At 58.8% G+C, this 19,294-nt stretch carries 21 protein-coding genes; 9 read left to right on the top strand and 12 right to left on the bottom strand.

Annotated features, from left to right (window positions below; all coding sequences use genetic code 11):
- Positions 1-162: 162 nt before the first annotated feature.
- Positions 163-1,362, bottom strand: coding sequence for a tyrosine--tRNA ligase (gene tyrS, locus GV819_RS23290; RefSeq protein ID WP_161758396.1), 1,200 nt, complete (start codon positions 1,360-1,362; stop codon positions 163-165).
- 209 nt (positions 1,363-1,571) lie between these two features.
- Here tyrS and GV819_RS23300 point away from each other — a divergent pair, with 209 nt between their 5' ends.
- Together GV819_RS23300 and GV819_RS23305 are read left to right on the top strand one after the other, a co-directional pair.
- Positions 1,572-2,993, top strand: a complete 1,422-nt coding sequence (locus GV819_RS23300) for a peptidoglycan DD-metalloendopeptidase family protein (RefSeq protein ID WP_161758397.1) — start codon at positions 1,572-1,574, stop codon at positions 2,991-2,993.
- Between the two features lie 3 nt (positions 2,994-2,996).
- The gene (locus GV819_RS23305; RefSeq protein WP_161758398.1) at positions 2,997-4,088 is read left to right on the top strand and encodes an anhydro-N-acetylmuramic acid kinase; all 1,092 of its coding nucleotides are present in this window, start codon (positions 2,997-2,999) and stop codon (positions 4,086-4,088) included.
- Positions 4,089-4,157: 69 nt separating this feature from the next.
- Here GV819_RS23305 and erpA read toward each other — a convergent pair whose 3' ends face one another.
- The gene (gene erpA / locus GV819_RS23310; RefSeq protein WP_161758399.1) at positions 4,158-4,508 is read right to left on the bottom strand and encodes an iron-sulfur cluster insertion protein ErpA; all 351 of its coding nucleotides are present in this window, start codon (positions 4,506-4,508) and stop codon (positions 4,158-4,160) included.
- 168 nt (positions 4,509-4,676) lie between these two features.
- Positions 4,677-5,711, bottom strand: a complete 1,035-nt coding sequence (argC, locus tag GV819_RS23315; RefSeq protein WP_161758400.1) for an N-acetyl-gamma-glutamyl-phosphate reductase — start codon at positions 5,709-5,711, stop codon at positions 4,677-4,679.
- Between the two features lie 135 nt (positions 5,712-5,846).
- Between argC and hemJ the strand changes: the two genes are divergently transcribed.
- The 6 genes from hemJ to coq7 all read left to right on the top strand — a co-directional run bounded on the left by hemJ (position 5,847) and on the right by coq7 (position 10,355).
- Positions 5,847-6,278 carry a protoporphyrinogen oxidase HemJ gene (gene hemJ / locus GV819_RS23320; protein ID WP_161758401.1) on the top strand — a complete coding sequence of 144 codons (432 nt, stop codon included), beginning with the start codon at positions 5,847-5,849 and terminating at the stop codon, positions 6,276-6,278.
- A 31-nt stretch (positions 6,279-6,309) separates the two neighbouring features.
- Positions 6,310-7,278 carry an NAD(P)H-dependent flavin oxidoreductase gene (locus tag GV819_RS23325; RefSeq protein ID WP_161758402.1) on the top strand — a complete coding sequence of 323 codons (969 nt, stop codon included), beginning with the start codon at positions 6,310-6,312 and terminating at the stop codon, positions 7,276-7,278.
- A 95-nt stretch (positions 7,279-7,373) separates the two neighbouring features.
- The gene (locus GV819_RS23330) at positions 7,374-8,288 is read left to right on the top strand and encodes a DUF805 domain-containing protein (RefSeq protein WP_161758403.1); all 915 of its coding nucleotides are present in this window, start codon (positions 7,374-7,376) and stop codon (positions 8,286-8,288) included.
- A gap of 61 nt (positions 8,289-8,349) precedes the next feature.
- Positions 8,350-9,138, top strand: coding sequence for an SDR family NAD(P)-dependent oxidoreductase (locus tag GV819_RS23335; RefSeq protein ID WP_161758404.1), 789 nt, complete (start codon positions 8,350-8,352; stop codon positions 9,136-9,138).
- A 105-nt stretch (positions 9,139-9,243) separates the two neighbouring features.
- Positions 9,244-9,582 carry a histidine triad nucleotide-binding protein gene (locus GV819_RS23340; RefSeq protein WP_016963742.1) on the top strand — a complete coding sequence of 113 codons (339 nt, stop codon included), beginning with the start codon at positions 9,244-9,246 and terminating at the stop codon, positions 9,580-9,582.
- A 125-nt stretch (positions 9,583-9,707) separates the two neighbouring features.
- Positions 9,708-10,355 (top strand): 2-polyprenyl-3-methyl-6-methoxy-1,4-benzoquinone monooxygenase, encoded by a 648-nt coding sequence (coq7, locus tag GV819_RS23345; protein WP_011063796.1) that lies wholly within the window; start codon positions 9,708-9,710, stop codon positions 10,353-10,355.
- Positions 10,356-10,431: 76 nt separating this feature from the next.
- On the opposite strand, the gene GV819_RS23350 is transcribed toward coq7, so the two are convergent.
- Complete coding sequence (locus GV819_RS23350; protein ID WP_009045862.1) at positions 10,432-10,854, bottom strand: OsmC family protein; 423 nt, start codon at positions 10,852-10,854, stop codon at positions 10,432-10,434.
- Positions 10,855-11,089: 235 nt separating this feature from the next.
- On the opposite strand from GV819_RS23350, the gene crp reads away from it, so the two are divergent.
- The gene (gene crp / locus GV819_RS23355; RefSeq protein ID WP_161758405.1) at positions 11,090-11,734 is read left to right on the top strand and encodes a cAMP-activated global transcriptional regulator CRP; all 645 of its coding nucleotides are present in this window, start codon (positions 11,090-11,092) and stop codon (positions 11,732-11,734) included.
- Here the strand turns inward: crp and GV819_RS23360 are convergent.
- The 8 genes from GV819_RS23360 to GV819_RS23395 all read right to left on the bottom strand — a co-directional run bounded on the left by GV819_RS23360 (position 11,731) and on the right by GV819_RS23395 (position 19,277).
- Positions 11,731-12,432: a lipoate--protein ligase family protein gene (locus GV819_RS23360; RefSeq protein WP_161758406.1), complete on the bottom strand. Its 702-nt coding sequence runs from the start codon at positions 12,430-12,432 to the stop codon at positions 11,731-11,733. The two genes, crp and GV819_RS23360, sit on opposite strands and share 4 nt — an antisense overlap.
- Before the next feature lie 69 nt (positions 12,433-12,501).
- The gene (gene trpC, locus GV819_RS23365) at positions 12,502-13,338 is read right to left on the bottom strand and encodes an indole-3-glycerol phosphate synthase TrpC (protein WP_161758407.1); all 837 of its coding nucleotides are present in this window, start codon (positions 13,336-13,338) and stop codon (positions 12,502-12,504) included.
- The gene (trpD, locus tag GV819_RS23370) at positions 13,335-14,384 is read right to left on the bottom strand and encodes an anthranilate phosphoribosyltransferase (protein WP_161758408.1); all 1,050 of its coding nucleotides are present in this window, start codon (positions 14,382-14,384) and stop codon (positions 13,335-13,337) included. The genes trpC and trpD overlap by 4 nt, the downstream gene beginning before the upstream one ends.
- Positions 14,385-14,393: 9 nt before the next feature.
- Positions 14,394-14,987: an aminodeoxychorismate/anthranilate synthase component II gene (locus GV819_RS23375; RefSeq protein ID WP_161758409.1), complete on the bottom strand. Its 594-nt coding sequence runs from the start codon at positions 14,985-14,987 to the stop codon at positions 14,394-14,396.
- Between the two features lie 12 nt (positions 14,988-14,999).
- The gene (trpE, locus tag GV819_RS23380) at positions 15,000-16,487 is read right to left on the bottom strand and encodes an anthranilate synthase component I (protein ID WP_161758410.1); all 1,488 of its coding nucleotides are present in this window, start codon (positions 16,485-16,487) and stop codon (positions 15,000-15,002) included.
- A 71-nt stretch (positions 16,488-16,558) separates the two neighbouring features.
- Positions 16,559-17,377 (bottom strand): phosphoglycolate phosphatase, encoded by an 819-nt coding sequence (locus GV819_RS23385; protein WP_161758411.1) that lies wholly within the window; start codon positions 17,375-17,377, stop codon positions 16,559-16,561.
- Positions 17,374-18,048 (bottom strand): ribulose-phosphate 3-epimerase, encoded by a 675-nt coding sequence (rpe, locus tag GV819_RS23390; RefSeq protein WP_161758412.1) that lies wholly within the window; start codon positions 18,046-18,048, stop codon positions 17,374-17,376. The genes GV819_RS23385 and rpe overlap by 4 nt, the downstream gene beginning before the upstream one ends.
- An 80-nt stretch (positions 18,049-18,128) precedes the next feature.
- Positions 18,129-19,277, bottom strand: coding sequence for an iron-containing alcohol dehydrogenase (locus GV819_RS23395; protein WP_161758413.1), 1,149 nt, complete (start codon positions 19,275-19,277; stop codon positions 18,129-18,131).
- Positions 19,278-19,294 lie beyond the last annotated feature (17 nt).

Genomic DNA, 19,294 nt, shown 5'->3' on the forward strand with positions numbered 1-19,294 from the left:
TCACTGCCTTACCAACTCCTTCTGGCTTCGATGAACTGAAGCGTAACCGCTGCCGAAAACTGCGTAACTCGTTGAATCTCAAGGAGTTTTCCGTTTCGACTGCGCCGGAAGTGGGGCGAATTATAGAGAGATATAATTCGCCGTCAATACCTATTTTCAGTTTTATTCGGATTTAAGCGTAATACGTGCAAATGCCTTCTTGCCAGCCTGGCACACATGGGTCGAACCCACTGCATATATATAGGCGCGATCGACAACCTCGCCATCTACCCGAACACCACCCGACCCCAGAAGGTCTCGTGCTACGGCAGCATTCTTCACCAGACCAGCCTTATTAAGGACAGCAGCAATCGGCATGTCTTCAGCAGCAGTCAACTCAATCTCCGGCAGATCATCCGGCAGCTCGCCATCCTTCATACGGTTACCTGATGCACGATGAGCATTTGCAGCAGCCTCGTCACCATGGAACCGCGCAACAATCTCTTCCGCCAGCTTGATCTTGACGTCACGCGGGTTGGCACCCGCCTCCACATCAGCCTTCAATGCATTGATCTCATCCATCGAGCGGAAGCTGAGCAGCTCAAAGTAACGCCACATTAGCGCATCAGGAATGGAGACCAGCTTGCCGTACATCACACCCGGAGCTTCCTGAATCCCTACATAGTTACCCAGGGACTTGGACATCTTCTTGACGCCATCCAACCCCTCAAGCAGCGGCATGGTTAGAATGCACTGCGCCTCCTGCCCATAACTGCGCTGCAGCTCACGCCCCATCAGAAGATTGAATTTTTGATCGGTGCCACCCAACTCGACATCGGCACGCAGAGCCACCGAGTCATACCCCTGCACCAGCGGATACAGAAACTCGTGAATGGCAATCGGCTGATTAGTCGAGTAGCGCTTGTCGAAGTCGTCCCGCTCGAGCATGCGCGCAACGGTGTACTGGGAAGTCAGGCGAATAAAGTCTGCCGGCCCCATCTTGTCCATCCAGGTGGAGTTGAAGGCCACCTCAGTCTTGGCGGGATCAAGAATCTTGAAAACCTGGCTTTTATAGGTCTCCGCATTCTCCAGGACCTGCTCGCGAGTCAATGGCGGACGAGTGACACTCTTGCCACTCGGATCACCGATCATCCCGGTGAAGTCACCAATCAGGAAGATCACCTGGTGACCCAGGTCCTGAAACTGACGCAGCTTATTAATAAGCACGGTATGCCCGAGATGCAGATCGGGGGCCGTCGGATCGAAGCCTGCCTTAATACGCAGCGGCTCGCCGCGCTTGAGCTTCTCGATCAATTCGGACTCGACCAACAACTCTTCCGCACCACGTTTGATCAGCGCTAGCTGCTCTTCAACCGACTTCATAACAGACCCGCAAGGCTCAGATTCAAAAGGGAACCAACCATACAAGATCACGGACTAATTACAAGTTTTGCCCGGCGTACGGGGACATTCATAAAGCAGAGCGCCCGCGCGCTTGCGTCACAGATGATTTGGTTATATTTTATACAGTTATTTCATCTTCATCATGTCATTCATCTTTTCCATTTCATCTTTTCAAAGCCAAATTACCTATGACCTCCGAACCGTCTAAAGCGCCACCGCTTTATCCGAAGAGCCACCTGCTCGCCGCAAGTGGTATCGCAGCCCTTCTAAGCTTGGCTCTACTGGTATTTCCTTCCAGTGATGTAGAAGCAAAAAAGACGACATTGAGCCTTGATCTGGAAAGCCCGGTCGAACAACTCAAGCAAGATCAAGACGCTGCATCGACCGAACAAGCCACAAATGAGTCTGTTGCCTCACCCTTTGCACAGATCGATAACACCACCGAAGACGCCACGGAAACCGCAGAAACCGAGCCCGCACCTGCCGTTGTGCAAGAGCAGAAAGCCCCTGGTCATAGAGAAGTCATAGTCGCCAAGGGCGATACTCTCTCCACGCTGTTCGAAAAGGTTGGCTTGCCAGCGACTTCCGTTCATGAGGTGCTGGCTAGCGACAAGCAAGCCAAACAGTTCTCCCAACTCAAACATGGCCAGAAGCTTGAGTTCGAACTCACCACGGATGGCCAGCTGAACAATCTGCACAGCAAAGTCAGCGACCTTGAAACCATCACTCTAGCCAAAGGCCCCAAAGGCTTTACCTTCAACCGAGTGATCACCAAGCCTGTAGTTCGCTCGGCCTATATTCACGGCGTCATCAATAGCTCGCTTTCACAATCCGCCGCCCGCGCGGGGATGTCCCATAGCCTGACCATGGATATGGCCAACGTTTTCGGTTACGACATCGACTTCGCCCAGGATATTCGCCAGGGTGACGAGTTCGACGTGATTTACGAGCAGAAAGTCGCCAACGGTAAAGTCGTCGGCACCGGCAACATCCTCTCCGCACGCTTCACCAACCGCGGCAAGACCTACACTGCGGTGCGTTATACCAACAAACAAGGTTCCAGCAGCTACTACACCGCTGATGGCAATAGCATGCGCAAGGCCTTCATTCGCACACCGGTGGACTTTGCCCGTATCAGCTCGCGCTTCTCCATGGGCCGCAAACACCCGATCCTGAACAAAATCCGCGCCCATAAGGGCGTCGACTACGCCGCTCCACGAGGTACTCCAATCAAAGCTGCCGGTGATGGCAAGGTCTTGTTGGCGGGCCGCCGCGGTGGTTACGGCAATACCGTGATCATTCAACACGGCAACACCTACCGCACCCTGTACGGCCATATGCAAGGCTTTGCCAAGGGCGTCAAGACCGGCGGCTCGGTCAAACAGGGTCAAGTCATTGGCTACATTGGTACCACTGGTCTTTCCACCGGACCACACCTGCACTATGAGTTCCAGGTCAATGGCGTCCACGTGGACCCATTGGGCCAGAAGCTGCCGATGGCCGATCCGATCGCCAAGGCCGAGCGCCCTCGCTTCCTCCAACAGAGCCAGCCTCTGATGGCCCGTATGGATCAGGAAAAGGCCACCATGCTGGCCTCGAGCAAGCGCTGAACCATGGCGCTCTATATAGGGGTGATGTCCGGTACCAGTCTTGATGGCCTGGACATTGCCCTGATCGAGCAGAGTCCGGCGATCAAGTTGATCGCCACCCACTACACCCCGATGCCTGACTCCCTGCGTGCTGAGCTCCTGAGTTTGTGCGCCAGCGGCCCAGACGAGATCGCACGCTCCGCCATTGCCCAGCAGCACTGGGTAGAACTGGCCGCACAGGGTATCCATAGCCTTCTGCAGCAGCAGCAATTGCCAACTCATGACATTCGCGCCATCGGCAGCCACGGACAAACCGTACGCCATGAGCCGAGCCGTGGGTTCACCGTGCAGATCGGTAACCCAGCGCTGCTGACCGAGCTCACAGGGATCACCGTCGTCAGCGACTTCCGTAGTCGCGACGTGGCCGCAGGTGGACAAGGCGCTCCATTGGTTCCAGCCTTCCACGAAGCCTTGTTCGAACAACGCACCGGCAACCGCGCCGTCCTTAATATTGGCGGTTTCAGCAACCTGAGCCTGATCGAGATCGCCAAACCGGTTTCCGGCTTTGATTGCGGCCCAGGTAACGTGCTACTCGATGCTTGGGTACAGGCACAACGCGGAGAGCGTTTCGACCGCAACGGTCAGTGGGCCGCCAGCGGCCAACCTGACCAAACACTCTTGCAGTCCCTTCTCAGCGACCCATTCTTTGCTACCAAAGGGCCGAAGAGCACCGGGCGCGAAGTATTCAATCTCGAGTGGCTACAGCGACATCTGGCGCAACATGACGCCATCCCTGCCGAGGATGTACAAGCCACGCTGCTGGAACTGACAGCAATGACCATCATCGAGTCGTTACAGTCAGCCCAAAGCGATACCCAGGAGCTTCTGGTATGTGGTGGTGGTGCCCACAACACGACCTTGATGAACCGCCTCGCAGCACTGCTGCCCAGGGCCCAAGTCAACAGTACCGCCGCTTATGGAGTAGACCCGGACTGGATGGAAGCCATGGCATTCGCTTGGTTGGCCCACTGTTGCCTGGAAGGCATCGCCGCCAACCGGCCCAGCGTTACCGGTGCCCGCGGCCTACGCGTACTGGGCGCCATCTATCCGGCCTGATCGCCAGACAGCAAAACGCCGCAGGGCCGTTAGACCCTGCGGCGCTCAACAAAAGATCTTGCTGACGGATCAGATCGAGAACGAAGACCCGCAACCACAGGTGGTGCTGGCATTAGGGTTCTTGATCACGAAGCGCGAGCCTTCCAAGCCTTCCTGATAGTCCACTTCAGCACCTGCCAGGTACTGGAAACTCATAGGATCGACAACCAGGCTCACACCTTCGCGCTCAACGATGGTGTCGTCTTCGGCCACTTCCTCATCGAAAGTAAAACCGTACTGAAACCCTGAACAACCGCCGCCCGTAACAAATACGCGCAGCTTCAAGCGATCATTACCCTCTTCATCGACCAGGCTCTTCACCTTGTGCGCCGCACCTTGAGTGAATTGCAAAGCCGTGGGGGTGAAGGATTCAACGCTCATGCTGACTATCTCCCGGCGTTAAGCCGCCATACTGCGTAATGACGCGCATTATCCGCTTCTCCTAGAAAAGCGGTCAACTATTGTTACGGTATATCAATAGTCGTACAGCTACGTGCATAACGCAGAAAGGCCCGTCTGGCGGGCCTTTCTGTTAACTCGCAAGAAACCTTACGGCAGCATACCTGCGTGAGACAACCCCAAGCGCTCATCCAGCCCAAAGAGGATATTAAGGTTCTGTACCGCCTGGCCTGATGCCCCTTTCACCAAATTGTCGATCACCGAAAGCACCACCACCAAATCACCATCCTGCGGACGGTGCACAGCGATCCGACAGACGTTGGCACCGCGCACGCTACGGGTTTCTGGGTGACTGCCCGCAGGCATGACATCGACAAAGGGCTCGTTGGCATAACGCTTCTCGAACAGCGCCTGCAAATCAACCGACTTATCCACAACAGTCGAGTAGAGCGTCGAGTGGATACCACGAATCATCGGCGTCAGATGCGGTACGAAGGTCAGGCCCACATCCTTGCCCGCGGCCCTGCGCAAGCCCTGGCGAATTTCCGGCAGATGACGATGCCCCTTGACCGCATAGGCCTTCATGCTCTCGGAGGTTTCCGAGTACAACGAGCCCACGCTCGCACCACGGCCGGCACCACTGACGCCAGACTTGCAGTCGGCGATCAGACGCGAGGCATCGGCAAGGCCGGCCTCCAGCAGTGGCAGGAAGCCCAGTTGGGTAGCCGTTGGATAGCAGCCCGGAACAGCAATCAAACGGGCCTTCTTGATCAGTTCACGATTGACTTCAGGCAGGCCATAGACGGCCTCTTCCAACAACTCCGGAGCCCCATGGGGCTGGCCGTACCACTTGGCCCACTCATCGGCATCCTGCAGGCGGAAGTCCGCCGACAAGTCGATAACCTTGGTCCCCGCTGCCAGCAACTCGCCGGCCAGCGCATGAGCAACGCCGTGGGGAGTAGCAAAGAACACTACATCACAGGCACCCAGTGCCTTGATGTCCGGCACGCTGAAAGCCAGGCCGTCATAGTGACCACGCAGGTTCGGGTACATGTCGGCTACGGCCAGGCCCGCCTCGGATCGCGAAGTGATGACCTCTACTCGCGCCTGCGGATGCTGTGCCAACAGACGCAGCAGTTCGACACCGGTGTAACCCGTGCCGCCGACGATACCGACCTTGACCATAAACCTGCCCTCAACGAACCCACTGGAAAGCTGCCGATAATAGGGGCGGCGCGCCCCTGCGACAACCGTCAAGGTGACGTGCGGACGCTCTACCCTCTACTATCTTCGCCACCGTGAATCTGGGAATAACTAAAAATGCTCTATCTATGGCTCAAAGCCTTTCACATCGTCAGCGTGGTCTGCTGGTTTGCCGGCCTCTTCTACCTGCCACGACTGTTCGTCTATCACGCTCAAAGCGAGGACAGCGTCAGCCGCGAGCGCTTCAGCCTCATGGAACGCAAGCTGTATCGCGCCATCATGGGCCCGGCGATGATCGCGACACTGATCTTCGGCATCTGGTTGATCAGCCTCAACCCCAGCGCCTACTTTGGCCAGGGTGGCTGGATGCACGCCAAGCTGACCCTGGTGGTGATCCTGATCGGTTATCACCACATGTGTGGTGCTCAGGTGAAACGCTTCGCCCGTGGCGAGAACACCCGCAGCCATGTCTTTTATCGCTGGTTCAATGAAGTACCGGTTCTGATATTGCTGGCTATTGTAATTTTGGTCGTCGTACGGCCGTTCTAACTCTTACTAGTCGCTTCTTGGGGGTACTCCAATGTCACTGCCCGCTCTGCTCGAACAACGTCTGCGCCTGCCCGTGGTGGCGGCACCGATGTTCCTGATTTCCAATCCCGAACTGGTCCTGGCCTGCTGCCGCAATGGCGTGGTGGGTAGCTTCCCCGCGCTCAACCAGCGTGAAAGCAGCGGTTTCAAGGCGTGGCTTGAAGAGATCGAAGCAGGGCTGGCAACTCTGGAGAATCCTGCCCCCTATGCAGTGAACCTGATCGTGCACAACAGCAACCCACGCCTGCAGGCAGACTTGCAGATCTGCATCGACCACAAGGTGCCGATCATCATTACCAGTCTGGGGGCGGTGAAAGAGGTGGTGGATGCCGTGCACAGCTACGGCGGCCTGGTGTTTCACGACGTGACTACCCGTCGTCACGCGGAAAAGGCGGCAGAAGCGGGTGTCGACGGACTGATCGCCGTTGCTGCAGGAGCTGGCGGTCATGCCGGAACCTGGAGCCCGTTCTCGCTGATCGCGGAGATCCGCCAGTTCTTCGACAAGACCCTACTGCTGGCAGGCTGCCTGAACCACGGCCACGAAATTCTCGCCGCACAGCTGCTTGGCGCCGACCTGGCCTATCTCGGCACCCGTTTTATTGGCACCAGCGAAAGCCATGCGCCACAAGCCTATAAAGAGATGCTGCTGAATTCCCGTGCCGCGGACATCGTGCATACCGCCGCTGTGTCCGGAGTTCCGGCCAGCTTCATGCGCAAGAGCCTGGAAAACGCCGGATTCGATCTGGCAGCTCTGCAGGGCAAAGGTGAGATCAACTTCGGTTCCAAGCTCAAGCCCATCAGCGACGAAGCCAAAGCCTGGAAAACCGTGTGGTCGGCCGGCCAGGGCGTGGGTGAAATCGATGACCTGCCTAGCGTCGATCAACTGATTGGCCGCCTGGACAGCGAATATCGCGCAGCCCAAGAGCTCTCGGCCCAACTCCCCAAACGCTGGCCACGATAACCAGTTCTCATAGTTTCTTGGCCAGCCGAAGGGTGCTGGCCTTAAACTAGGCATCTTTTATGTAAGCCTTCTTTTCAAGTGACAGGGATGCCCCCATGAGCGAGACCCGCTACAAGATTGTTTTCGACGGCACATTGCTCCCCGGTGTTGAAAAATCCACCGCCCAGTTGAACCTGGCTGAACTGTTCAAAAGCGACACCACAGCAGTGGAACGCCTGTTCAGTGGCCAACAAGTAGAGCTCAAGCGCGACTTGACCCAGACGGATGCCCAGCGGTATCTGGAAGCACTGAAAAATGCCGGAATAGATGCTCGTATAGAGACTGAACAGAGCCTTGACCTGCATCTGGATTCGGTAACGACGTCAAGCACTGCCAATAGCAGCAAGTCACCCTACGCGCCTCCACAGGCTACCGTCGGCGAGGCTATTGCCCAATACGCCATACTCAACCCCTTCAGTATCCAGGGCCGCATTGGCCGCCTGCGCTATCTGGCCTGGACCCTGGTGCTAACCGTAGCCATGCTGGCTCTAGTTGGCATCGGCGCCTTCATCGGCCTACTTTCCGCAGCGGTGACAAACTCCACCCTCCTCGTGGGACTGGGTATTTTCGCCGGTGTCATCGTGCTGCTTGGCTCCGTTGTTGTCAGCATCCAGATCAGCGTACAACGCCTGCATGACTTGGGCTGGTCGGGCTGGCTCTGGCTACTGAACTTCGTCCCCTTCATTGGCGGCATCTTCCCGCTGATACTCGTGGTCAGCCCCGGCAGTAACGTGGCTAACCGCTACGGCCCTCCACCGCCGCCCAACACCACTGCGGTCAAGGTTCTATCCTGGATGTGGCTGGTGCTGATCGCGCTGCTTATCGTCGGCCTGGTCGCTGGCGGCCTGAGTTCCCTGGAAGACCGCTACAGCGAAACCAGCTATAGCGAAACCATCGACTCCAACAGCGCTGATGAAGACGCCGAACCAGCCGATATCACCGCACCCGCTGTAGAATCCGAGCAAGAATAAACGCGTCCGCGCCTGCGACTCTTCCTGTCGCAGGCAACCGGCCGTTGCGATGGAGAAATGCATGACCCGTTACGCTCTGATCACCGGTGCTTCCAGCGGTATAGGCCTAGCCTTGGCCGAAGCACTGGCACGACGTGGCCGCAACCTGATTCTGGTGGCCCGCCAACGTGATCAGCTGGAAACTATCGCCCTGGAGCTGACTCAACGCTTCGGTGTCGAGGTGCTATTTCGCGCCTGTGATCTGGGCGAACCCCTGCGTCTGTCGGGCTTCCTGCTGGAACTGGAAGAAGGCGACCGACAGATCGACCTGCTGGTCAACTGCGCCGGCATCGGCACCAGCGGCCCATTCCTGGCCCAGGACTGGATGACCGAGCAGGATCTGATCGAGGTCAACATCCTCGCCCTCACCCGCCTGTGTCATGCCCTGGGCAACAGCATGGCGCTGCTGGGCGGCGGACAGATTCTCAACGTCGCTTCAATGGCGGCCTTCTATCCCGGCCCGTGGATGAGCACCTATTACGCCAGCAAGGCCTATGTCCTGCACTTCTCCGAAGGGCTGCGCGAAGAGTTGAAAAAATGCGCGGTCAAGGTCTCGGTACTCTGCCCCGGCCCGACCCGTACCGGATTTTTTCGCACCGCCCAGATGGACACTGAAAAACTTTATGCCAGCACCTTGCTGATGAGCCCCGAAGAAGTCGCACTGTATGCAGTCCGTGCCCTGGAAAAGAATCGCGCCATCATCATTCCCGGCCGCTTGAACCGCTGGATGGCATTCAGCAGCCGCCTGGGTTCACGCTGGCTGACTCGCAAAATCGTCGGTTACGTCAATCAGGCCTATTGCCCCCGTTAAGGTCTGCTGCCGCTTGATCACAGACCCTATGCACCTTGTCCGGGCTGGGCGCACATCGTCAGCCTGAGTACACTCAGCCCCGACCAACCCAATGGAGAAACAGCTGTGGATACTCTGTTCACCAAGATCATCAACAGGGAAATACCCGCGAAGATCATCTACGAGGACGACCAGGTTCTGGCCTTCCACGATATTGCCCCGCAGGCACCGGTGCACTTCCTGGTTATTCCGAAAAAGCCCATTCGCACCCTCAACGACCTCACCGAGGACGATAAGGCCCTGGCTGGACATATTCTGTTCACCGCCCAGCGCCTGGCCAAGGAGCAAGGCTGCGAAGACGGCTTCCGGGTGGTGATGAACTGCAATGAGTTGGGCGGACAAACCGTCTATCACATTCATATGCATGTACTGGGTCAGCGTCAGATGAACTGGCCTCCGGGCTGATAGCCCCCGATACGCACGTATACAGCGCGCTCGTCCCACCAGAGGCAAGGGTGCGCTGATCCAGCGCAGGTTTCACCCCATCGATTGGAGTAAACTGGCCGCCGTGATTCTTCCCGGAGATAAGCATGACTACCCAACGTCACTACTCGCCGATCGACCGCCTGCTGCTGCAAGCCGACATGGCCATGCGTACGCTGCTGCCTTTCAGCGGCCAACCTTATCGCCCGTCGCCGGCCATCGTGCAGCCGGAAGCGCAGATGAGTGACGAGGACACCCGGCACGTCGCCGGGCTGATGCGCATCAATCACACCGGCGAAGTCTGTGCCCAGGCGCTCTACCAGGGCCAGGCCCTGACCGCAAAGCTGCCCCAGGTGCGCCAGGCCATGGAGCACGCCGCCGAAGAAGAAATCGACCACCTGGCCTGGTGCGAACAGCGTATCCGCCAGTTGGGCAGCCACCCCAGCGTACTCAACCCGTTGTTCTACGGCTTGTCATTCGGCATCGGCGCTGCGGCCGGCCTGATCAGTGACAAGGTCAGCCTGGGTTTCGTCGCCGCCACCGAAGACCAAGTCTGCAAACACCTGAACGAGCACCTGGAACAGCTGCCGGCTGAAGACGAGAAATCCAGGGCCATTCTCGAGCAGATGCGTATCGATGAGGAGCATCACGCTGAAACCGCCCTCGAGGCTGGCGGCTTCCGCTTCCCGGCGCCAGTGAAATTCGGCATGAGCCTGTTGGCCAAGGTCATGACCAAAAGTACTTACCGGATCTGAATCCCGACCAGGATCGGACACAAAAAAGGGCGCTTTCGAGGCGCCCTTTTCCATTGCCGTTGAAATCAGCGTCGATTCAACCCAACTCGACGATTTCGTAATCGTGAGTAATGGCTACGCCGGCGGCCCCGAGCATGATCGAGGCCGAGCAATACTTCTCGGCGGACAGTTCAATGGCTCGCTTGACCTGGGCCTCTTTCAGACCCCGGCCCTTGACCACGAAATGCATATGGATCTTGGTGAAGACCTTTGGATCTTCAGTGGCGCGCTCGGCGTCGAGGAAAGCCTCACAGCTCTCAACGGCCTGACGCGACTTCTTCAGGATGCTGACCACATCGAAATTGCTGCAACCGCCCACACCCAGCAGAAGCATCTCCATGGGGCGAACACCCAGGTTACGGCCACCGGCCTCCGGCGGACCATCCATCACCACCACGTGGCCACTGCCCGACTCACCGAGGAACATGGCTTCGCCAGCCCATTGGATGCGTGCCTTCATCGCCAAGACTCCACTGCTAAAAAAGGGTCGCCAGCTTAGCACAGGGTTTTCTACCGGCAGCGCTTTGACCGTTTGCCCCTCATTACCGGCCACCAACAAGAAAAATCCTAATTCCGCGTAGGACGCGTCTGTTAAGCTGACGCCAAATGGCTGGCGCATAGCCAGCGTTCAACATCCGTGCTTACGCCCCATAAAAAAACCAACTCATACCGTGCAGTCTTCTCGGGATACAACCATGGTTGCTATTGCCCCCACCCCCAAGATCAAAAATCTCGACAAGTTGCTGATGCACTGTCAACGCCGTCGGTATCAGGCCAAGAGCAACATCATCTGCGCCGGTGACGTGTCCGACAGCCTGTACTTCATCATCAAGGGCTCAGTGACCATCCTCATCGAAGACGACGACGGTCGAGAAATGATCATCGCCTACCTCAACGCCGGCGACTTTTTTGGCGAGCTCGGGTTGTTCGAAGAGGCAGGGCACGAGCAGCAACGCAGTGCCTGGGTACGGGCCAAGATGGAGTGCGAAGTTGCCGAAATCAGCTACGCCAAGTTCCGCGAACTGTCGCAGAACGATCCGGACATTCTGTACGTGCTCAGCGGGCAGATTGCCCAGCGCCTGCGCAATACCACGCGCAAGGTCGGCGACCTGGCATTCTTCGACGTGACCGGACGAGTTGCCCGCTGCCTGCTGGAACTGTGCAAGCAACCGGATGCCATGACCCACCCGGACGGCATGCAGATCAAGATCACCCGCCAGGAAATCGGCCGGATCGTCGGGTGCTCACGGGAAATGGTCGGCCGCGTCCTCAAGGACCTTGAGGAGCGCAACCTGGTCAACGTCAAAGGCAAGACCATGGTGGTATTCGGCACCCGCTAGCCAGGCAGAAAGCCCTTGAGCATCTGCCGATACAAACTATCCAGCTGCGCCAGAGCATCGGGCGCCGCAAAGGCTTCATGCAGGGCAATATGGCTTTCGGCCCGACAACGTTGCTCCAGGCCGCACGCCTGATTGAACGTATTGACTGCCCCCACCATGGATTCACGCTCGTTATCCAGCAGCAGCGCTCCGTGCACCAGCCCTACCGGCCGCAGCCCACCCTTGCTCTGACGCCAGCGCTGGGCGGTACCAACCATCTTGCGACCATCAAGGTTGACATTGAAGCGCCCATCACAGAAAGCCCCGTCCACTTCCCCCAATGACGGAGTGCCCCCCAGCTCACTGAGCAGGTCACAGATCGGCTGGCACAGGCGCCGATAAGCCGTCTCGATCCGTCCCTGATCGCCCTCACTGCGCGGTGGTGCGTAGACCAACGCGATATTCACTGTCGCTGCCGACTGCGGTACTGGCTCGCCGCCGGTTTCCCGCAACAGCACCGGCCAGCCGTTGGCCGCCGATGCTTCGCAAGCCAGATCGAATCCAGGCAGGCGACTCAAACGCCGAGGCATCACCAGCGCTCGGTCACTGGGTTGCCAGAACAGCAGGCCAAACTCCTGCTCACCGGTGCACACCAGCGCCAGCAGATCCTGCTCGGCCTGCAGGCCAGCTTCGACAGTCAAGGCAAGGGGTTGGGTCATGGCAGTGAAAATCCTTGGCAATAGATATGAAAAAGCCGGCATCGCCGGCTTGTTCATGGTGTGTGTGTTTCAGTCCAGGGTCGAACCGCTGACCGGTACGCCGCGCTCCGGGAAGAACAGGCGTTGCAATTCGTTGCCCGGGCTTTCGGCGCGCATGAACGCCTCGCCTACCAGGAACGAATAAACATCGCTGATCTCCATCAACTCGACATCGGCGCGGTTGAAAATCCCACTCTCGGTGATCACCAGACGGTCGCGGGGAATACGCGGCAGCAGGTCGAGGGTGGTTTCCAGGTCAACTTCAAAGGTATGCAGGTTGCGGTTGTTGACCCCCACCAGCGGTGTGTCGAGGGTTTTCAGCGCTCGCTCCAGCTCATCACCGTCGTGCACTTCCACCAACACATCCAGGCCGACACCCTTGGCCACCGCCGCCAGCTCCGCCATCCGCACGTCATCCAGTGCAGAGACGATCAGCAACACACAGTCAGCGCCCAAGGCACGGGCCTCGATGATCTGATACGGATCGATCATGAAATCCTTGCGGATCACCGGCAGTTTGCAGGCCGCACGGGCCTGCTGCAGATAGGCGTCGGCACCCTGGAAGTAGTCGATGTCGGTCAGGACCGACAGACAAGTAGCACCACCTTTCTCGTAGCTTTTGGCAATATCCGCCGGAACGAAGTTCTCGCGGATCACACCTTTGCTTGGCGAAGCCTTCTTGATCTCGGCGATGACTGCCGGCTGCTTGAGCTTGACCTGCTCCTGCAGCGCCCTGGCGAAGCCCCGCGGGGCATCAGCTGCCCGCGCCAGGGTTTCCAGCTCGGCCAGAGTGACCCGCGCGCTGCGCTCGGCAACCTCCTCGACTTTACGGGCGAGGATCTTTTCCAGAACTGTCGGCACACTCATCCTTCATTCTCCTGCTTGAACACCGCGGTAAAGGCTCCCAGCTCCTCGAGCTTCTCCCGGGCCAGGCCGGTGTGCAAGGCGTCATGAGCCAGGGCAACGCCCTCTTTCAGGCTGCTGGCATGATCGGCGGCATACAGCGCCGCACCGGCATTGAGCACAATCATCTCGGCAGCCTTCTGGCCATGTTCGGTCTTGCGCCGTCCCAGTGCGTCACGGATCAGTTCCAGGGACGCCGCCGGACTCTCCACCACCAGGCCGAACAGACTCTGGCTCTTTATGCCCAAGTCCTCGGGCTGCACCCAGTACTCGGTGATCTGGTCGTTCTTCAACTCCGCCACATAAGTCGGCGCTGCCAGGCTGAACTCGTCCAGGCCATCCTGGGAGTGCACCACCAATATGTGCTTGCTACCCAGGCGTTGCAAAACCTCGGCCAACGGCCGGCACAATGCCTGATTGAACACGCCCACCACTTGATGTTTCACACCGGCCGGATTCGTAAGCGGGCCGAGCATGTTGAACAGTGTACGCAGGCCGAGGTCGCGCCGCGGGCCGGCGGCGTACTTCATGGCGCCATGATGAGACTGGGCAAACATGAAACCGATGCCGACGTTGTCGATGCAGCGAGCCACTTGGACCGGGGTCAGATTCAGGTAGATCCCCGCCGCCTCCAGCAGATCAGCGCTGCCGCTCTTGCCAGATACCGCGCGGTTGCCATGCTTGGCAACGGTGCAGCCGGCAGCGGCAACTACAAATGAAGAAGCCGTGGAAACGTTGAAGATGTTCGCACCGTCACCGCCGGTGCCTACCACATCCACCACGCCGTCGAGGGTTTTCAGCTCGACCTTGTCCGCCAGCTCGCGCATCACCGACACCGCGCCGACGATCTCGTCGATGCTTTCGCTTTTCATGCGCATGGCCATCATGAAGGCGCCAATCTGCGCATCGGTACATTGACCGGTCATGATCTCGCGCATCACATCGCGCATTTCATCAGTGCTCAGGTCCAGATGGCCGACAATACGGCTCAGGGCAGTCTTGATATCCATGAAAAGTCCTTAGCGCGTGCCGCCGCTCTGTTTGAGAAAATTAGCGAACAGCTCGTGGCCCTGCTCGGTGAGGATAGACTCGGGGTGGAATTGCACACCCTCGATATTCAGCGTCTTGTGGCGCAGCCCCATGATCTCGTCGACGGCGCCGTCTTCCAGCTGGGTCCAGGCAGTGATTTCAAGGCACTCGGGCAAGCTTTCGCGCTTGACCACCAGCGAGTGGTAACGGGTCACGGTCAACGGCATGTTCAGGCCACCGAATACACCCAGGTCACGGTGAAACACCGGACTGGTCTTGCCATGCATCACTTGCCGGGCACGCACCACTTCACCGCCAAAGGCCTGGCCGATGGATTGATGGCCCAGGCACACGCCCAGAATCGGCAGCTTGCCGGCGAAGTACTTGATCGCCTCGATGGAGATGCCGGCCTCAGTCGGCGTACAAGGCCCGGGCGAAACCACGATACGCTCAGGCTTGAGCGCTGCGATCTCGGCCACGGACAGCTCGTCATTGCGCACTACTTTCACTTCGGCACCCAACTCGCCCAGGTACTGCACGACGTTATAGGTGAAGGAGTCGTAGTTATCGATCATCAGCAACATAGTGGAAACTCCTCAAGCCTTGGATGCGGGGGTTTGTTCAGCCAGTGCTACGGCACGGAACATTGCACGACGCTTGTTCAGCGTCTCTTCCCACTCCAGGGTCGGCACCGAGTCGGCGACAATGCCGCCACCGGCCTGTACATGCAGCTCGCCGTTCTTGATCACCGCGGTACGAATGGCAATCGCGGTGTCCATGTTGCCGTTCCACGCAAAATAGCCCACGGCGCCACCGTAAACCCCACGCTTGACCGGTTCCAACTCATCGATGATTTCCATCGCACGGATCTTCGGCGCACCGGACAAGGTGCCAGCCGGCAGAATCGCCCGCAGCGCGTCCATCGCCGTCAGACCGGCTTTCAGTTGGCCGGTGACGTTGGACACGATGTGCATCACGTTGGAGTAACGCTCGATGACCATCTTTTCGGTGAGTTTCACCGTGCCAATCTCTGAGACGCGCCCAGTGTCATTGCGCCCAAGATCGATCAGCATCAAGTGCTCGGCGATTTCCTTGGCGTCCGACAGCAGGTCCTGTTCCAGGGCCTGGTCGGCTTCCTCGGTGGCGCCACGTGGACGTGTACCGGCAATCGGCCGCACGGTAATCAGATTGTCCTCGACCCGCACCAGCACCTCAGGCGAGCTGCCCACCACGTGGAAGTCACCAAAGTTGAAGAAGTACATATAAGGCGTGGGGTTGAAACAGCGCAGCGCCCGGTACAGATCGATGGGCGCCGCCTTGAAGTCGATGGACATGCGCTGGGACGGCACCACCTGCATGCAGTCCCCAGCCAGGATGTATTCCTTGATGGTATCCACGGCCCGCTCGTAATCATCCTGGGTGAAACTGGAGCGGAACACCGGATCGGCCGCCTGCTGCTGGCTGAAATCCAGCCCAGGACGCGGAGTAATCGGCTGACGCAGTTGCCCAAGCAACTCCTGCAAGCGCGCTTGACCCGCCTCGAAAGCGTTGTCCTGGCTCGGATCGGCCAGCACGATCGCGTGCATCTTGCCCGCCAGGTTGTCGAACACCACCACCGCGTCGGACACCATCAGCAGGATATCCGGCACGCCGATCGGGTCCGGGTTCGGGCATGGGCCCAGCCGCGGCTCGACATAACGCACGCAGTCATAACCGAAATACCCTACCAGACCGCCATTGAAACGCGGCAGGCCGGCAATGGTCGGCACGTTGTAGCGGGCTTTGAATTCCTCGACGAAGGCCAATGGATCGGCCACTTCGTGGCGTTCGATCTCTACCCCGTCATGGGTCACGCTGACCTGATACCCATGAACCCGCAACACTGTGCGGCACGGCAGGCCGATAATCGAGTAACGCCCCCACTTCTCGCCGCCCTGCACCGACTCCAGCAAATAGGAGTTGGGCTGATCAGCCAGTTTCAGGTAGATCGACAACGGTGTGTCGAAGTCGGCAAGGGTTTCACAGGCCAGCGGGATACGGTTGTAACCAGCTGCGGCCAAGCGCAGGAATTCTTCGCGAATCATGGGATGCCTCGTGGCTTGAGGGTCTAACAGTCAGGTATGCAAACGTGCCAGCAAGGCCGGCCAGACAAAAATCAGGCGCGCCAACGCCAGCGGGCCAGGGCCTTGATGACTTTCATCCAGAGTTTGCGAGTGACCACCACGATGGAATTTCCAGAAGGGGATGGAACAGCGTCGGGCAACGTTATCTCAGCGGCAGGTTCTAAGCAACCGGGGATCAGTGCCCGCAGGTCGTCGATCACCAGCGCGGGTGATTCCTCGGCAATCGGCCGACCATGGTTATAGCCGTAGCTCAAGGCTACACACTTGACCCCCGCGGCCTTGGCCGCCAACACATCGCTGCGCGAATCGCCGACGAACACTGACTGCGACGCTGGCACGCTGGCCATCTTCATCACGAAGAACAGCGCTGCCGGGTCGGGCTTCTTCTGTGGCAGGGTGTCGCCGCCGATGATCCAGCGAAAGTAGCGGCCGATCTTCATCTGGTCCAGCAACGGTGCAACGAAGCGCTCGGGCTTGTTGGTGATCAGGGCCATTTCCACGCCCTGCTTGTGCAGCCACTTGAGGGTCTCGCGTACACCGGGATAGACCACCGTCAGTTCGTGACTGTCCTCATAGGCCGTGTTGAACAACTCGAGGGCATGCTCGGCTTCGCCGTCGTCGACGCCTTGAGGGTCCAGGCTATTGCCCAGCGCCCGACGCACTAACATGGGGGCACCGTTGCCCACCCACTGCCGTACCGCTTCGATACCCGCGGGCGCACGCCCCAGCTTGAGCAGCATGTGATCCACGGCGGCGGCCAGGTCGGGGACCGAATCGACCAGAGTGCCATCCAGGTCAAACATCACCAGCCGCGGCAAACGCCCCGGGAACAGCTGCTCAAATGCGCTCATGGCCGTGCCAGCGCGAGTTCGGCGCGCATTTTCTCAATGACTTCCTGATAGTTCGGTGCATTGAAGATGGCCGAGCCAGCAACAAAGGTATCGGCGCCTGCAGCGGCGATCTCGCGGATGTTGTTGACGTTCACACCACCGTCGATTTCCAGGCGAATATCCCGGCCGGAAGCATCGATCAGGGCCCGAGCCTCACGCAGCTTGTCGAGGGTGCCGGGAATGAACTTCTGCCCGCCAAAGCCTGGGTTGACGCTCATCAGCAGGATCATGTCGACCTTGTCCATCACATACTTGAGCACGTCCAGCGGAGTCGCCGGATTGAACACCAGGCCGGCCTTGCACCCGCCTTCACGGATCATCTGCAGGGAGCGGTCCACATGCAGCGTGGCTTCCGGATGGAAAGTGATATAGGTGGCGCCAGCCTCGATGAAGTCACCGATGATGCGATCCACCGGGGTCACCATCAGGTGCGCATCGATCGGCGCGGTGATCCCGTACTTACGTAGCGCAGAGCAAACCATCGGGCCGATGGTCAAGTTCGGCACGTAGTGGTTGTCCATGACATCGAAGTGGACGATGTCGGCACCCGCGGCCAGGACATTGTCCACTTCCTCGCCCAGACGGGCGAAGTCGGCGGAGAGAATCGACGGAGCAATAGCGAAGGGCTGCATGACGCACCTTTTTTGAGCAGAATCACGATGGCGCGCATTGTATACCTCATGCTTTGGAGCGCACACCGTCACCGCGATGATCAGTAGGCCGCACGATAGATCTTCTCGATATCGGCGGGGCTCAGTTTGCGCGGATTGTTGCGCATCAAGCGCTCGATGCCCGCGGCTTCCTGGGCCATGGCCGGGATCGCATCTTCGGGCACACCAAAACTGCGCAATCCACTGGGAATTTCAACCGCAGCGCATAAAGCGCTCATCGCATCCACGGCCCGATCAGCCGCCTCACTGGCGCTCAAGCACGCGGTCTGCACGCCCATGGCTTCGGCGATATCCTGCATGCGCTCGACGCAGGCCATCTTGTTCCAGGTCATCACATAGGGCAGCAGCAAAGCATTGCTGACCCCGTGGGGCACATGGAAGCGCCCACCCAATGGATACGCCAGGGCATGCACCGCACCGACTCCGGCATTGCCGAAAGCCATGCCGGCCATCAGGCTGGCGGTGGCCATGTCCTCCCGGGCCTGCAGGTTGGCCGGGTTGGCAAAAGCCTTGGGCAACGCCTTGACGATCAACTTGATGGCACCGATGGCCAGGGAGTCGGTGATCGCAGAAGCATTGAGCGACAGGTAGGACTCGATGGCGTGCACCAGGGCATCGACGCCACTGGCAGCAGTCACGCTACGGGGGCAGGTCAGAGTCATCTGTGGGCTGACCAGTGCTACATCCGGCAGCAGGTAGTCACTGACAATTCCCTTCTTCAACTGTGCGGCCTTGTCCGAAAGGATCGCCACGTTGGTCACTTCAGACCCCGTACCAGCAGTCGTGGGAATCGCGATCAACGGCGGCCCCTTGCGTGGCACCTGGTCGATGCCGAACAGATCTTCCAGGGCGCCGTGGTAACCCGCATAAGCCGCGACACTTTTGGCAATATCAATGGCGCTGCCGCCTCCCAGGCCGATCAGGCCGTCATGCCCGCCTTCGCGGTAGACCTGCATGCAGTCTTCGACGATGGCGATTTCCGGATCGGGCTGTACCCGGTCGAAAATCTCGTAACTACGCCCTCCAAGATGCGCCAGCGCCAACTCCACCGTACCCGACTTGAGTAGCGCGGCATCCGTGACAATCAGCGGGTGGTCAACATCCAGGCGAGTCAGCTCGGCGGCCAATTGCTCGATGGCCGAGCTGCCGGTCAGTAATTTTTGGGCAATCTTGAAAGAGGAAATACTCATGTGCGCAGCCTCTTATA

It is taken from the genome of Pseudomonas sp. Fl5BN2, assembly GCF_009908205.1.
Taxonomy (GTDB): Bacteria; Pseudomonadota; Gammaproteobacteria; order Pseudomonadales; family Pseudomonadaceae; genus Aquipseudomonas.